Source organism: Candidatus Eisenbacteria bacterium, assembly GCA_016235265.1.
Classification (GTDB): Bacteria; Eisenbacteria; RBG-16-71-46; order RBG-16-71-46; family JACRLI01; genus JACRLI01.
In genome coordinates this window covers 103,430-118,881 of the sequence record JACRLI010000003.1, presented here as the reverse complement: position 1 = coordinate 118,881, position 15,452 = coordinate 103,430, and the positions used below count along the sequence as shown (strand labels likewise).

The window sequence follows — 15,452 nt, the reverse complement described above, 5'->3', positions numbered from 1 at the left end:
GGCATAAAGCGAGATCTCCCCAGATAAGAGCACTGGCCTTCCCTGCACGACCGCCGGATCTACGCCACCGACCTTCGGTCACAAGAGCTTCACGGTCACTGGCCCGCTCGCCCTGGTCGGCATCGCCTTCTATCCGGTTTCCGTTCGTCGGCCTGCAGGTTCGTTCCCCGCTTCCTTCAGCGCTCCCCTCACGGTTGGCACCTTGCGGTTCCCTTGGGTCCCTGTGACCAAGTTCCCGGAGGACTTCCACCTCCAAGTCAGTGCCCATGCTGGGCGTACCAGCGAAAAGGGCCCCGGGAAACCCCGGGGCCCTTTCCTTGAGCGACTCCGCTGCTACCGGAGCAACGCCACCTTCCGGGTGTCCACCTTGCCTCCGGCACTGAGCCTGAGGAAGTAGGTTCCCGGCGAGAGGGCGCGGCCATTGTCACCGCGGCCATCCCAGCGCAGGGACCGCACACCCGCATCCACCTGCCCGCTGACCAGGTTACGGACGCGCTGGCCGGAGGTGTTGAAGACCTCCAGCCGGGCCTGTCCGGCCTGCGCCAGGGCATAGTGGATTTCCATGCCGTGCATGGACGGGTTGGGAGCAACCGAGTGAATGCCGAAGGCTGCGACCCCCGGTCCCGGCTGGACGCCGGTGACCGGCCAGCTGCAGGCCGTGGCGCACACGTCAATTACTCCGGGGAGCCCATCACAGGTGAAGGTCACCGAGAAGCAGCAGGAGCTGCCCACCGGAACCGCATTGGTCGCCGCGACGCTGATCCAGCCGGTCCAGCCCGGGGGAACCGGGTTGGGCGCGGGCGTGAAGTCCTCGTTGAGCAGCGTGGCGCTCCAGCCCGGACACAGACCCGAGATGGACCACGGGGAACCGGCCGCGCTCCCGCAGAAGATCAGGGTGTGGACGTGACTGGAACCGAAGCCGGGCCGCACGAGCAGGCCAGTGAAGTGGTAGTTCACCTGGCCGGTGCCACCGGCGCCCGCCCAGTTGATGTCCACGTTGCCCGACCAGCTGGTGTCCTCCGGGCACGGCGTGCCTGGCGGCGGCCCGCCTCCGGGCAGCACTTCCTGCGGCTCCGGCGGCAGCGCGGTCAGCGGCACGTCGAAGAACACGTCGAAGAAGCTGTTCGGCGCGATCGGCGGCACGTCGAACTGACCGATCGGGCCGAAGTCCGGCTGGAACGCGCCAAACGCCTGCGAGTTCATCGTCCCGGAGACCGGGTCGGTGGGGGTGGAGGGATCCGGGTTCTCCCACCGCTGGTGGAAGCGCACCGTGGTCCCGAGCTTCTTCCAGTCCACCACCGCGAGGTGCGGGTGCTTCGGGCCCCAGTCGCAGGTCTTGGCGCAGATGTCAATCACGCCGGGCGCACCGTCGCAGATGAAGGTCAGCGTGAAGCAGCACGTCGTTCCCACCGGCGTGGCCGCGGTCGCCGACACGCAGACCATCCCGATCCAGCCTGGCGGCACCGGGTTCGGCGCCGGCGTGCTGTCCGGGTTCACCAGGCTTACGGAGAACCCGGGGCAGATTCCGGCGAAGCTCCAGGCCGCGCCCAGCGTGGAGTTGCAGTCGGTCTCGACCCACAGGTACGTCGGCCCGCCACCCGGCATGACCGGCATCTCTCCGAAGTGCTTGAACGCCTGGCCGGGCGTCCCGTTCCCGCTCCAGGTGACGTTGACGTTTCCGTGCCAGTGGTCCTCGACGCACCGGTTGGGGGTGCCCGGGAGCACGCCCGGAAGCCTGAGCTCCGGCTCCGGCGGCAGGCTCGCCAGCGGGATGTCGAGGAACACGTCGAAGAAGCTGCTGGGCGCGAGGGGCGGCACGTTGAACGTCCCGATCGGACCGAAGTCCGGCAGGAACACGCCCAGCTTCTGGGAGTTCACGTTTCCGGAGATGGCGCCCGTGTTGGCGGTGGCGTTCTGGTTCTCCCACCGCTGGTGGAAGCGCACGATCGCACCCAGCTTGGTCCAGTCGTTCTGCGTCAGCACCGGCGAGGGCGGGTTGCACTCGCACGCGAAGGAGCAGATGTCAATCGCGCTGGTGGCGCCCGCGCACTGGAAGTTGACGCTGAAGCAGCACAGGGTGCCCGGAGCCACGCCGGTCGCGATGGACACGCTGATCCATCCGGTCCAGCCCACCGGCACCGGGTTGGGCGCGGGGCTGAAGTCCTCGTTCACCAGCGTGACCGTGTAGCCCGCGCACACGCCGCTGATGGACCAGGGCATCGGGGTGGTGCAGTTGCTCCCGCGGAAGTGAATATAGGAGGGAGCCCCACCGATGCAGCCAAGCAGGTCGCCGTAGTGCTTGTTCACCTGGCCGCCCTGCCCGCTGGCGCTCCACATGATGTCCACGTTCCCGGCCCAGTTGGTGTCTGGCGGGCAGGTGGTGGCGACCCTGCGGGTGCCATAGGGCGTGGCGGAAGCCGGCTGGATGCGGCCCGGAGCGCCGCTCCCGCCCGGCACGATCTTCTGCGGCGGGGCGGGCAGGTTCGCCAGCGGCACTTCGATGAACACGTCGAAGAAGCTGTTGGGCTGCATCGGCGGAACGTTGAAGTCGCCGATCAGGCCATGATCGGGCAGGAACACCCCGAATTCCTGGGAGGCCATCGAGCCCTGGATGGGCGGGGACATGGCGTCCGAGTCGAGGTTCTCCCACCGGATGTGGAAGCGGATGTTCTGCGTCCCGGCCACCGGCGCCCAGTCGATGACCCTCGGGGAGACCCGGCCGACACAGCCGTTCCCACCCAGCGCGGTCTCGCCGACCTCGCCGCCCACGCGCTGGTAGGTGTTGGGCTTGGTGAGCGCGGTGGAGGAGCCCAGGTTGCTCTGGCCCGCGGCGGGGGTGTCCGCGAGGTAGTTGGAGGGGATCGCGTCGGCATCCGGGCCATCGACCGCAACGCCGGTCTTGTCCATCTTCGCGTTGGATGCGCTGTTCGCGCCCCAGCTGGCGTAGTCGATGTCACACACCAGGTCGGAGGCCCCGTCCCAGCAGTAGAGCACCACCCACTCGCCGTTGGTCGCCGACGGGTTGGTCATCATGCCACCGCTCAGCGGGTAGACGCTATTGGTGGACACCGGGATCATGTCGTCCGAGGGGTTTGCGTTCGAGTCCTTCATTTCGAGGAAGTACTGCGCGCCGGCCGCCGAGGCGCCGCTCGCGGCAAACCCGGCCTTGGTCACGCACAGGACCAGGGTGCGCCCGGGGAGAAGCGTCAGCCCCGAGGGGAACTTCAGCGTGTAGTCACTGTTGACGGCGACGGCGTACGGGCCGTTGACGGTCCGATAGTACTGGGGATCGTCGCTGATGTACTTGCCGTTGAGGGAGATGGGAATCGAAGTGGGGTTGTAGATCTCGATGTACTCGCTGGAGTCCGAGCCGGCGCCGAGGCCGGCGCCCCGGGGAGCGATCTCGCTGAACACCAGGTGCGTACCCGAGGGAGCCCCCACGATCGGTCCGGGGGAACCTGGCGTGAGCGCCCAGCCGCCGCCGGCGAAGACCTCACTGGTCTCGTCGTGACCGCCGATGGTACAGGTCTGCGCGAAGGCCCAGGGGCACCCGAGAACGGTGCCCAGGACGATCCACGCGAGCAAATGACGAACTCGCTTCATGGATTCCTCCTTGTGTGCGCACGGGGGGTATGGACCTGGAATGGACAGTTCGGGATGGCAGGGGGCATGGCGGTGGCTTCCTCCTGGGTAGAGGGTCTCCGCGGCCATGTGAGGAATTCCCGATGATGATCCTCCTATTGGACCGGAAACGCAACGCGATTATCAGGGTCTCCGGCCCCCCGGAATCAGCCCGGCGCGACCGGCCGGCAATCGGCCTGCCCGGGAAGGGCCCTGAAACGACGCCGGCCCGGCGCACCCGGCCGGCGACCGACCCGCCCGGGGAACTCCCCTCTAACGACGAAGGCCCGGCGGGCGCCGGGCCTTCGCTCGAGCATCTCCCTGGAATCTATCGCTTCCGCGCCGCCATGAAGGCCCTGGCTGCCTCCGCGCCGGCGGCGAAGGCCTGCTCGTTGAGCGGGATCAGCTGCGCCTTCTCCTTGAGGGCCTCCCGGATGGCGGTGAGAAACGTATCCTCGGGGAAGATGTTGGTGGCGGCCTGGAGCGCCCCCAGCGCCACGATGTTCTTCACCACCAGCTTCCCGAGCCCCGCGGCGATTTCCGTGAAGGGCACGCCCACCACGGTCACACTCGGGTGCCCCGGCTTCACGTCCCTGGCCACCGAACTGTCGAAGATGATATAGCCGCCTTCCTTCACCGTGAGCCCGAACTTGGCGAGGCTGGGGGCATTGAACGCGATCAGGATGTCGGGATGCGGGCTCGCGGGGTTCAGCACTTCCTCCAGCGCCACGTGGACATCCGCATAGCTGGTCCCCCCGCGGCTCTCCGGGCCGTAGCTGGGGATGTGCGTCCCGTCGAAGCCCTCGTTGATGGCCGCGACGGCCACCAGCATGGCGGCGGTCTGGGCACCGTCGCCGCCCGAACCGGCCAGCTTCATGCTGATGTCGGTGGCCTCAACGTGCGCGGGGAAGCCCTTGCAGAAGCGCGGCTGGGCCTCGCCGGTGGCGCCCACGACCCTGGTGAAGGTCGCCGGGTCGAAGCTGGGGGAGGGCATCCTGAACCATGGCTCCGCGGCGGAGTCCTTCTTCACGCCGAGCGGGAAGATGGGAACCATGTTCTCTTTCACCCACTCCTCGGCCTTGTCGGGCGTCAGCTTCAGGTGCGTCGGGCACTCGGCCAGCACCTCGATGAAGGCGTAGCCGCGGCCTTCCTTCTGGATCTGCACGGCCTTCTTGATCGCCCGCGCGGCCTTCTTGCGCCCGGCCGGGGTGAACAGGGCCACGCGGTCCACATACACCGGCCCGTCCAGGCTGGCGATGATCTCCGCCATCTTGATCGGCATTCCGTTGAGCTTTTCGCGACCCGCGGGGCTGGTGGCGGTGACCTGGCCCATCAGGGAGGTGGGGGCCATCTGTCCGCCGGTCATGCCGTAGATCGCGTTGTTGATGAAGATCACCGTGATCGGCAGGCCCAACTGGGCCGCGGCCATGGTCTCGGCCAGCCCGATGGAGGCGAGGTCGCCGTCCCCCTGGTAGGAGATCACCACGGCCTCCGGATTGGCCAGCTTCTGCCCGATGGCCACGGCGGCGGCACGGCCGTGGGCCGCCTGCGTGTTGCCGGTGTCGAAGTAGTAGTAGGCGAACACCGAGCAGCCCACGGGGCTCACCAGCACGGTGTTGTCCTGGATGCCCAGCTCCTCGATGGCGTTCGCGAGGTACTTGTGCGCCAGGCCGTGCCCGCAGCCGGCGCAGTAGTGGGTGCTCTGGCCCTTCAGGCCCTCGCCATGGGCGTGGCGCTCGAACTTCTCGTAGAAGACGGACACGAGACCCCCTTACCCGGCGAGGATGGACTTGACGTGGTCAACGATCTCGGCCTGCTGGGGCAGCACCCCGCCAAACCGGCGCACGGAGGTGACGGGCGGCAGCTTCTCCACGCCCGCCTTGCTCATGTTCAGCCGCAGCTCGTCCAGGATCTGCCCGCCCGCGTTGGCCTCCACCACCACGAGCTGCTTCGTCCGGGGAAGCAGGGGCCGGAGCTGGCGCACCGGGAAGGGCCAGATCGTGATCGGGCGCCACAGGCCCGCCTTGACGCCCTGGTCCCGCAGGCTCTTCACCGCCCCCTTGGCGGCGCGCGCGGGTGTGTTGCAGGCCACCAGCAGGACCTCCGCGTCGTCGGTCATGAAGGACTCGGCGCGCGCCTCGGACTCCATGGACCGGTACTTCGCCTCCAGGCGGGCGTTGTGCGCCTCCAGATCCGTCTCCTGGAGGTGGATCGAGTTGATCAGGTTCCCGCGGTGTTCCCTGTCACCGTAGACCGCCCAGCGGGGAAGGCCCGGCTTCAGCATGTAGCCGGGCAGCTGCACCTTGCCGGTGATCTGGCCCAGGTAGCCGTCGGCCAGGATCAGCACCGGGTTGCGGTACTTGAAGGTGAGCTCGAACGCCAGGATGGCGCAGTCCAGCATCTCCTGCGGCGTGCTGGGCGTGAGGCTGATGCAGCGGGAGTGCCCGTGGCCCAGTCCGTGGCAGGCCAGTCCGATGTCGGATTGCTCCGGCCCGATGTTGCCCAGTCCCGGGCCACCCCGCATCACGTTCACGAACACGCCCGGCACTTCGGCGCCCACCATGTAGGAGATGCCCTCCAGCATCAGGGAGAAGCCCGGGCTGGAGGTGAAGGTCATGCACGGCACGCCGGCGCCGCCGGTGCCATAGATGTGGTTCACCGTGGCGACTTCGGACACTGCCTGGAGGAACACGCCGTTGAGCTTGGGCAGCAGCTTCGCCATCAGTTCCGCCCCCTCGGTGGAGGGGGTGATGGGGTAGCCGTAGAAGTGACGGCAACCGGCGAGCAGCGCGCCGATGGCGGCCGCGTAATTGCCCTTGATGATGAGCGGCTCGGTGCGGGGGAGCGGGATCCTCTGGGAGGGGATGTCCACCGGCTCGGGGGCGGCGGTGCGGCGTGCCCCGAAGAGCTTGGCCGGGTCCTGCAGCTCGTAGTCCTCGCCCAGCTCCATGGCCCGCAGGCCGTAGGGCTCCGGGCAGGCCTCGATGCACAGGCCGCAGCCGGTGCACTTCGCCAGGTCCAGGACCACCGGCACGAGGCCGGTCAGCGGATTCACTTCGTTGGCGAAGGCGATGCAGCCCTTGGTGCAGACGTTCACGCAGCGGCCGCATCCTTTACAATACTCGGGAATCAAGAACGGCTTGGGTTTCTCCTCCACGGTCGACATGGTTGCTCCCCCAGGTTGCTGCAGGCTTCCATCGCCCTAGATCCAGGAATGCCCACCCCAGCCCGGGAACACACCGAAAGCCGCCGGATGCCCCCACCACCCAATTCACCAGCCCGCGAAGCCGCCCAACCAGGCCAGTCAGGCTGAGGTTCACCCTACAATAACACAGCCGGCAAAGCCCGCAAGGAGCCCCGCGCTCATCAGACGCCGGCTCCGGGAGGCGCCGCCGGGCCGGACGGCGTACAATCCCGGGCGGGGGACTGATAATGCACATCTACGTGGACGCCGATGCCTGCCCCGTGAAGCAGGAAATCTACCGGGTCGCGCAGCGCTACGAGCTGCCCGTGACCCTGGTGGCGGGATCCTGGATGAGGATCCCCGAGGGACCCCGGTACACACTTGAAGTCGTGGCCCAGGCCTTCGACGCCGCGGACGACTGGATTGCGGGTCACGTCGCGCGCGGCGACATCGTGGTCACCGCGGACGTGCCTCTCGCGGCCCGGTGCCTTGAACGCGGGGCTTGTGTGCTGGGCACCACCGGCCGGCCCTTCACCGAAGAGAACATCGGGGACGCGCTGGCGACGCGCAATCTCCTCACCGACATGCGCGGCGCCGGCATGGAGGCCGGCGGGCCCGCGCCCTTCGATCCCCGGGACCGCTCGCGGTTCCTCCAGGCGCTGGACCGGGCGATCGCGGCGCTTCGGCGCGGGCAGGAGTGATGCCCGTCCACCGGATCCACGCCCAGCCGGTTTCTCTCGCACGTGCTTTCCCACTCGCGTATACTCCCGGGCACATGAGGCCGCGTCATGCTCCGGTGCGTCCCAGCGCCCCGGTATCGGAGAAAGGTGCCTCATGCCTCGCCCCACCGCCAATTCCCGGAATTCCGCCACCCTCTTGAGCACCCGTGAGCGGGGGCAATCCGGATGAGCCTTGCCCCCGGCACCCGCCTCGGCCCTTATGAAATCCTCGCGCCGCTCGGAGCCGGCGGCATGGGCGAGGTCTTCCGCGCCCGCGACACCCGGCTTTCCCGGGAAGTGGCGGTGAAGGTGCTTCCCCGGCACATGAGTGACAACCCGGAGATCCGCGCCCGCTTCGAACGCGAAGCGAAGACCATCTCATCGCTGAATCACCCCCGGATCTGCACCCTGTTCGATGTGGGCCGCGAGGGCGACACCGACTTTCTGGTGATGGAGTTGATCGAGGGCGAGACCCTGGCGGACCGGCTGGGAAGGGGCGCGCTCCCGCTTCCGGAAGTCCTCAGGCTCGGCTCCCAGGTCGCGGACGCCCTGGACCGCGCGCATCGCGCCGGGGTGATCCACCGCGACCTCAAGCCGGGCAACGTGATGATCACCCGGGGGGGCGCGAAACTGATGGACTTCGGGCTCGCGCGCGCCACCGGCATGGCCGGGCCGGCGGGCGGCAGCGGCGTGACCATGGCCTCGCTGACGCACTCTCCCACGCTTGCCCAGCCGCTGACGGCCGAGGGGACGCTGGTCGGCACGTTCCAGTACATGTCGCCCGAGCAGCTGGAGGGCCGCGATGCGGACGCCCGCACCGACCTCTGGGCGCTGGGCTGCGTGCTGTACGAGATGACCACCGGACAGCGCGCGTTCGAGGGAACCAGCCAGGCGTCGCTGATCTCCTCGATCATGAAGGACGAGCCCCGCCCGATGGGGGACGTGGCGCAACTGACACCGCCCGCCCTGGATCGGCTGGTGCGCGCGTGCCTCGAGAAGGACCCGGACCATAGGCTCCAGAGCGCGCACGACGCCGGGCTTCAGCTGCAGTGGATCTCCGAAGCCGGCTCACAGGCGGGAGCGCCGCCGCTGAACGTCGGACGGCGGAGAAATCGTGAGCGCCTTGCGTGGATCGCAGCACTGGCGGCCGTGAGCGTGGCGGCGGCCGCGGGATTCTACCTGCGTCCCGGGGCCGGCGACGGGGCGGCCCTGATCCACGCGTCGGCGCTGCCCCCGGCGGGGGTGGAGTTCTCATCCAGCTGGACCAACCCGCTGCCCCTGGCCATTTCCCCGGATGCCAGGCTGCTGGTCTACTGCGCCCGAAATGGCGAGGGTGCCGACATGCTCTGGACGCGGGCCCTGGATTCCCCCGACGCACGGCCGCTCGCCGGAACCGAGAACGCAAGCGGGCCGTTCTTCTCGCCCGATGGGCGCTCCATCGGCTTCTTCGCCAATGGCAAGCTCAAGCGAGTCGATGTGACCGGCGGGCCGGTGATCACCCTGGCCGAGACGAATGATCCACGAGGCGGCACATGGGGGCGCGACGGCGTCATTCTCTTTGCCGCCAAGTCCGAGGGCTCCATCTCCCGGATCTCGGCCGAGGGCGGCGGGCCGGTCGCGGCTACGGTGCTGGATTCATCCCTTCGCGAGACGACCCATCGCTACCCGTCCTTCCTGCCCGACGGTCGGCACTTCCTCTATCTCGCCCGCCGCGCCGGCGCCGGGGCGGGGGAGGAGCCGGCGATCTACGTGGGCTCGGTGGATTCGCCCCGGCGGAAGCGTCTCCTGGGCGTGGCATCGAATGTCATCTGCGCGTCGGGCCACCTGCTCTACGTGCGGGGCGGAATCCTGGTGGCCCAGCCGTTCGACGCCGGGCGCCTCGCCACGACGGGGCCGGCCGTGCCCCTGGTGGAGGACCTGCGTTGGGACGAGCGATTCAGCCGCGGCGTGTTCGCGGCCTCCCGGAACGGCCTGCTCACCTTCATGACCGGCAAGGCGAAGACCCGCACGCAGCTGCTGTGGCTGGACAGGGGCGGACGGCCTCTCGGGCGGGTCGGTGAGCCCACGGACTACACTTACGGAGGCACGCCGGAGATTTCCCCCGACGGGGGGCAGGCCGCCATGGCGATCCTGAATCCGGATCGGGGAACTTCGGATGTCTTCACCGTCGAGCTCGCCACGGGCCGCCGCAGCAGGCTCACGGTGGACGCCAGCGACCACCCCGGCTGCACCTGGGGGCACGACGGGAAGGGAGTCGTCGTGAACGACTACCGACAGGCGTGCCTGCTGGTGCGCAAGGCCGTGGGGGGGACCGGCGCCGATACCCTGATCCGGCAGGATGGGTGGCTGTGGCCCACGTCGGCCTCACCCGACGGGCGGTTCATCCTCTTCTCCGGCCCCGGACGTGGCGGACAGGATGTCTTCGCCGCCTCCGTCTCGGGCGAAGCCAGGCCGATCCCCGTGGCGTCGGGGCCCGGATATGATCAGGGTGCCAATTTCTCCGCCGACGGGCGACTGGTGGCCTACGTGTCCGACGAATCGGGACGCAGCGAAGTCTACGTGGTGACGTTCCCGGAAGCCGGCGGCAAGTGGCAGGTGTCCCAGAATGGAGGGACCGAGCCCCGCTGGAGCCGCAACGGCAAGGAGCTGTTCTACGTGGACCTCGACAACCGCATCGTCGCCGTCGAGCTGGTCCGCTCGCCCCTCGGTTTTCAGGCCGGCGCCGTCCGCACCCTGTTCCAGTTTCACGGGGCGGGGGGGTCCTGGCGCTACGATGTGTCCGCGGACGGGACGCGCTTCCTGGTCACGGCACCACCCGAGGGCGAGGCGGGCATCCCCGTCACGCTGATGACGAACTGGACGGCGAAACTGCGGAAGCAGTAACCCCTCCGGTCAATCCACCTGGCCGCCCCACAACGGGTGGTGGGTGGTCTTCTCACCGATCCCGGGACACGAGGCGCTGGTGTCCGTGCAGCGTGTGGAGCAGTTTCCGACCCGCGCCCGGCCCACCCGTCGCGGCCCGGGGAGCGGACCGGCATCGCGCTCACGTTCCGACGAGGGTCGTCCGAAAATGAGGAGTTGGGTTTCCACCTCCGAACTTCGGATTTCGCCACGGGGAGCGCATTCGTGAAGTGCCGTCCGCCGGCATTCGCCCTGGTACTCTACGGCCATCTCGCCCTGCTGGGCCTGCTCGCGGCGGCGCCACCCGACGCGTGCGCGCTCGATCCCCATCGCAATCTCAGCCAGTATGCCATCCGCACATGGTCGGGCCGCGAGGGCCTGCCCCAGAACTCCGTGACCTCCCTGCTCCAGTCCCGCGACGGCTACCTGTGGCTGGGGACGCAGGAGGGACTGGTCCAGTTCGACGGCATCCGCTTCACGGTGTTCAATCGCAAGAACACCCAGCAGCTCCGCCGCAACTGGGTGGCTTCCCTGTTCGAAGCCCGCGATGGCTCGCTGTGGGCGGGCACCGCGGGAGGAGGGCTGCTGCGGTACCGGGCCGGCCACTTCACCTCCTACACCGAGATGCAGGGCCTCTCGCGCGACTGGATCTCGGGAGTGTGTGAGGACTCCCGCGGCAACCTGTGGGTCGGCACGTTCAACGGCGTGGACGTCATCCCCGCGGGCGGGCTCGAGGAACCCGGGCGCTGGCTGCACTATCCGGGCGTGCGGGCGGTGGCGTTGCTGGCGGATCCGGACGGGGCGATGTGGATCGGCACCATGGGGCGCGGGCTGTGGCGCATCCAGGATGGGAAGATTGACAGCCTCGGTCTCTCCCGCGACCTGAAGGACTCCACCATCACGGCGCTGTACCGCGACCGGAAAGGCGCCCTCTGGGTCGGCACAGCAGGCACCGGGGCCTTCGTGCTCGAGGGGGGGCGTGTCCGCCGACAGTATGGCCGCCCGGACGGGCTGCCGGGGCTCATGGTGGGCGGCTTCCTGGAGGACCACGACGGCAATCTCTGGCTCGCGACGGACATGGGCCTGTGCCGCCTGCGCGACGGGCGCATCGCTGCCCTGACCACCGCCTCGACGCTGCATTCCGCCAACATCCTCTCCATGTGCGAGGACCGCGAGGGCAGCCTGTGGGTCGGCACCCAGGGTGGCGGGCTGACGCGAGTGATGGACGGGAAATTCGTGCCCCTGACCACCTCGGACGGCCTCGGCCGCGACGAGATCGGCCCCATCTGCGAAACACCCGACGGCTCCGTGTGGATCGGCACCTGGGGCGGGGGCCTGGCGCGCCTCCGCGACGGCAAGATCACCAGCTACACGAAGAAGGAGGGCCTGCCCGGGGAGGTCATCAACGCCCTCGCCGACGACCGCCGCGGCGGAATCTGGATCGGCCTGATGGGCACCGGCCTCTCGCACTTCGACGGCCGGCGCTTCCGCAACTGGGGGGTGAAGGACGGCCTGTCCCAGCAGGGCGTGTTCGCCTTGTGCGTGCGACGGAACGGGGATGTGTGGGTGGGCACCAACGGCGGGGGCGTGGACGTGATGCGGCAGGGCCGCTTCGTGGCGCACTACGGCTCGCGCGACAGCGTGGGCAACGGCCGGGTCCGCTGTATTCACGAGGACCGGCGCGGCACCATGTGGGTGGGGACGATGGGCGGGGGCCTGGCCAGCTTCGACGGCGATCGCTTCCGGCACTTCCGCCCCGCCGACGGCCTGGCCGCCGACGCCGTCGGCAGCGTGCTGGAGGACGCGGATGGCACGCTGTGGTTCGGCACCTTCGGCGGCGGGCTGTCGCGCTTCAAGGACGGCCGGTTCGTGACCCTGGGCACCGGCTGCGGCCTCTTCGACGACATGGTCTACGGGATCGCCGAGGACACCGCCGGCCGGTTCTGGATGAGCTGCAACAACGGGGTGTTCTCCGTCCCGCGGAAGGACCTGGACGCGTTCGCCGACGGACGGCGGGGGAGCGTGACCTGCACCGCCTACGACGAGGCCGACGGCATGCGGGTGCACGAATGCAACTCCGGTTCCCCCGCGGTCACGCGCACCCGGGACGGGCGGATCTGGTTCGCGACCCTGGGCGGCGTGGCGGTGCTCGATCCGGATCACACGCCGCTCAACGGCACGCGTCCGTCGGTCCTCATCGAGAGGGTGCGCGCCGACCGCAAGGACGTTCCCCGCTCCCAAACCACGGTGATCGCCCCGGGACGCGGCGAGCTGGAAGTGCACTACGCCGGGCTGAGCTTCCTCTCGCCGGAGAAGGTGCGTTTCCGTTACCGGCTGGAGGGGTTCGACCGCACCTGGGTCGAGGCAGGCAACCGGCGCGTCGCGTACTACACCAACCTGCCGCCGGGCAGGTACCGTTTCCACGTCACGGCGTGCAACAACGACGGTCTGTGGAACGAGCGCGGCGCCGACCTGGACCTCCAGCTGCGGCCGCACTACCACCAGACCTGGTGGTTCCGTGCCCTGGCGGCGCTCGTCGCGCTGGCGCTGGCGCTCGCCCTGTACCGCCGCCGGGTCCGCGGCCTCAAGCTCCAGCTGGAAGAGCGCACCCGCTCCAAGGTGGCGCTCGAGGCGGCCAACGCGAAGCTGGCCCAGGCGCTGGAGGACCTGCAGCGCGCCCAGAGCAGCCTCATCGAGCAGGAACGACTGCGCGCGCTGGGGCAGATGGCCAGCGGCATCAGTCACGACTTCAACAACTCCCTGGCTCCCATCCTGGGCTTCACGGAGATCCTGTTGCGCAAGCCGGCCCTCCTGGACGACCGGGAGAAGACGCTGGACTACCTGGACACCATTCACACCGCCGCGAAGGACGCGGGCACGATCGTGAGCCGCCTGCGCGAGTTTTACCGGCCGCGCGAGCACGGCGAGGTGTTCCCCAGCATCTCGCTGAACGACGTGGTGGAGCAGGGGCTCGGACTCACGCAGCCCAAGTGGAAGGGTGAGGCGCTGGCGCGCGGCGCGACCATCGAGATCGTGAAGGACCTGGGACCGCTGCCGCAGATCCCCGGCAGCGACTCCGACCTGCGCGAGTTGCTCACAAACCTGATATTCAACGCCGTGGACTCCATGCCCGAGGGCGGCCGGCTCACCCTGCGCACGCGGCTGGAGGGCGAGCGCGTGCTGCTGGAAGTGCGCGATACCGGCCATGGGATGTCCGACGAGGTGCGCCGTCGCTGCCTGGAGCCTTTCTTCACCACCAAGGGGGAACGCGGCACGGGGCTGGGGCTGCCGATGGTCTACGGAATCGTCCAGCGCCACGGCGGCACGGTGGACATCGAGAGCCGCCCGGGCGAAGGCACCCGTTTCCTGGTGCGCCTGCCCCTCCAGGGCATCGAGCCGGCAGCCGAAGTGGAAGCGTGGACCGACAAACCAGTCCCGCCGCTGCACATCCTGCTCGTGGACGACGAGCCGAACGTGTTGAGGTTCGTCACCGGCTACCTCGAAGAGGACCACCACACGGTGGACACCGCCTCGGACGGAGCGGAAGGTCTCCGCAAGTTCCACGCCGGAGAGTTCGACCTCGTGGTGATGGACCGCGCCATGCCGCGCATGAGCGGCGACCAGCTGGCCGCGGCCGTCAAGCTGTTCCGGCCCGGCACCCCGGTGATCCTGCTCACGGGCTTCGGGGAGCTGATGTCCGCCCGGGGCGAGAAGCCGGAGCACGTGGACCTGGTCCTCAGCAAGCCGGTCAGCATCGCCATGCTCCGCCGGGCGGTCGCGAAGCTCAAGGCCGCCTGAGGCGCAACCCGCTCGCCTTCCCGCGCATCCAACCACCAGTCAATCGCGGTAGCCTCACTCCAGACACGGCCGCCGGCTCAGCCGGAGACCCCGGCGCATGCGACACGGAGAACCCAACCCATGCAGAAGAAGATCATCGCGATCGCCGGTGCCACCGGCGCGCAGGGGGGCGGGCTGGCCCGGGCCATCCTCTCCGACCCGGACAGCGAATTCGCCGTGCGGGCCCTGGCCCGCAATCCAAACTCCGCGAACGCCAGGCAGCTCGCCGGGCTCGGCGCCGAGGTGGTCGCGGCGGACCTGGACGACTTCGAGAGCGTGAAGAGAGCGTACCAGGGCGCCCACGGGGCCTTCTGCGTCACGTTCTTCTGGGAGCATCTGTCGGCTGAGAAGGAGACGACCCAGGCGCTGGGGATGGCCCAGGCGGCCCGCGCGGCGGGCGTGAAACATGTCATCTGGTCCACCTTCGAGGACACGCGCCGGTGGATCCCGCTGACCGACGACCGCATGCCCACGCTCCACGGGAAGTACAAGGTGGTGCACTTCGACGCCAAGGCGGAAGCGGACCAGCACTTCCGGGACCTCGGCGTGCCCACGACCTTCCTGCTGACCTCCTTCTACTGGGACAACCTCATCCACTTCGGAATGGGCCCGAAGCCGGGGCCGGATGGACGCCTGCAGTTCGTGCTGCCGATGGGGGAGAAGAAGCTCCCGGGGATCGGCGCCGAGGACATCGGGAAGTGCGCCCACGGCCTCTTCAAGCGCGGCCCGGAGTTCATCGGGAAGACCGTGGGCATCGCCGGGGAGCACCTGACCGGGGCCCAGATGGCGGCGGCGCTCTCGAAGGCGCTCGGCCAGGAGGTGTTCTACAGCGCGGTGCCCCCGGACGTGTACCGCTCGTTCGGCTTCCCCGGAGCGGAGGAAATGGGCAACATGTTCCAGTTCAAGGCCGATTTCGAGAAGGTCTACTGCGGCGCGCGGGATGTCGCACTCAGCCGGGCGCTCAACCCGCAGTTGCAGACGTTCGAACAGTGGCTGGCGGCGAACAAGGACCGCATCCCGCCGGGATAGGCCGGCCGGTGGCGGCGTGCCGGGCGCGCGAGACGCGGCTGCCGTGCGGGAATTCAGTACCGCAATCCCCAGTCCCTCAATTCCCCCCCATCCGCCGCTGCATCGTGCTATCCTGCACCGGTCAGGTGATGGATGCGGGCCGGGCCGGAAGTCGCTGTGAC

The 15,452-nt window shown here is 69.0% G+C and carries 7 protein-coding genes; 4 read left to right on the top strand and 3 right to left on the bottom strand.

The genetic code is table 11. The features are described from left to right. Positions 1-333: 333 nt before the first annotated feature. The 3 genes from HZB25_02025 to HZB25_02015 all read right to left on the bottom strand — a co-directional run bounded on the left by HZB25_02025 (position 334) and on the right by HZB25_02015 (position 6,787). Complete coding sequence (locus HZB25_02025; GenBank protein ID MBI5835998.1) at positions 334-3,603, bottom strand: T9SS type A sorting domain-containing protein; 3,270 nt, start codon at positions 3,601-3,603, stop codon at positions 334-336. 346 nt (positions 3,604-3,949) lie between these two features. Beyond that, positions 3,950-5,383, bottom strand: a complete 1,434-nt coding sequence (locus HZB25_02020) for a 2-oxoacid:acceptor oxidoreductase family protein (protein MBI5835997.1) — start codon at positions 5,381-5,383, stop codon at positions 3,950-3,952. A gap of 9 nt (positions 5,384-5,392) precedes the next feature. Then, on the bottom strand, positions 5,393-6,787 hold the full coding sequence (locus HZB25_02015) for a 4Fe-4S binding protein (GenBank protein ID MBI5835996.1): 1,395 nt from the start codon (positions 6,785-6,787) through the stop codon (positions 5,393-5,395). 266 nt (positions 6,788-7,053) lie between these two features. Between HZB25_02015 and HZB25_02010 the strand changes: the two genes are divergently transcribed. From HZB25_02010 to HZB25_01995, 4 genes are all read left to right on the top strand, one after another. Then, positions 7,054-7,506 (top strand): YaiI/YqxD family protein, encoded by a 453-nt coding sequence (locus HZB25_02010; protein ID MBI5835995.1) that lies wholly within the window; start codon positions 7,054-7,056, stop codon positions 7,504-7,506. A 204-nt stretch (positions 7,507-7,710) separates the two neighbouring features. Then, positions 7,711-10,407 (top strand): serine/threonine-protein kinase, encoded by a 2,697-nt coding sequence (locus HZB25_02005; protein ID MBI5835994.1) that lies wholly within the window; start codon positions 7,711-7,713, stop codon positions 10,405-10,407. Positions 10,408-10,650: 243 nt separating this feature from the next. Further along, a complete protein-coding gene (locus HZB25_02000) occupies positions 10,651-14,223 on the top strand; it encodes a response regulator (GenBank protein MBI5835993.1) in 3,573 nt (1,190 codons plus the stop codon). A 120-nt stretch (positions 14,224-14,343) separates the two neighbouring features. Beyond that, positions 14,344-15,291, top strand: a complete 948-nt coding sequence (locus HZB25_01995; protein MBI5835992.1) for an NmrA/HSCARG family protein — start codon at positions 14,344-14,346, stop codon at positions 15,289-15,291. Positions 15,292-15,452: the final 161 nt, after the last annotated feature.